Raw genomic sequence first — 525 nt, forward strand, 5'->3', positions numbered from 1 at the left:
AATTTTAGGAATAAATGGTGCAGCAAAAGCTGGAGATGATTTTATTGTTCTTGATACAGAAAAAGAGGCTAAGACACTGAGTGAAAATAGAGCTCAAGAGAGTAAGGATGGAAAAAATCCACTATCTTTTGTAACTCAAGACTCTGCTTTTTCAGATAAATCTACTGAAGAATTAAATTTAATAATTAAATCTGATGTACATGGATCATCTGAAGCAATCAAAAATGCAATTAGTCAAATCAAACATGATGAAGTTAAACCTAAAATAATTTTAGCAGATATTGGAATGGTAACTGAAACAGACGTTACCTTAGCGAAAGCTTCAAATGCAGTATTAATAGCTTTCAATGTTAAACCAAGTAAAGAAGCAAAAAAACTTGCTGAAAATGAGAAGATAAAAATATCTTCATACAACATTATTTATGAAGTTCTAGATTACATAAAACAAAGAATGTCAGGATTATTGGCGCCCGATGTACAAGAAAAAATTACTGGTACTGCACAAAGTTTAGAAATATTTAAAGT

1 pseudogene is annotated in these 525 nt (G+C 30.1%); it reads left to right on the plus strand.

The window, feature by feature from the left end:
- A pseudogene (locus tag AMN83_RS00190) lies at positions 1-525 on the plus strand (translation initiation factor IF-2); the annotation flags it as partial.

Origin of the sequence: Candidatus Pelagibacter communis (genome assembly GCF_001180025.1) — a bacterium.
Classification (GTDB): domain Bacteria; phylum Pseudomonadota; class Alphaproteobacteria; order Pelagibacterales; family Pelagibacteraceae; genus Pelagibacter; species Pelagibacter ubique_A.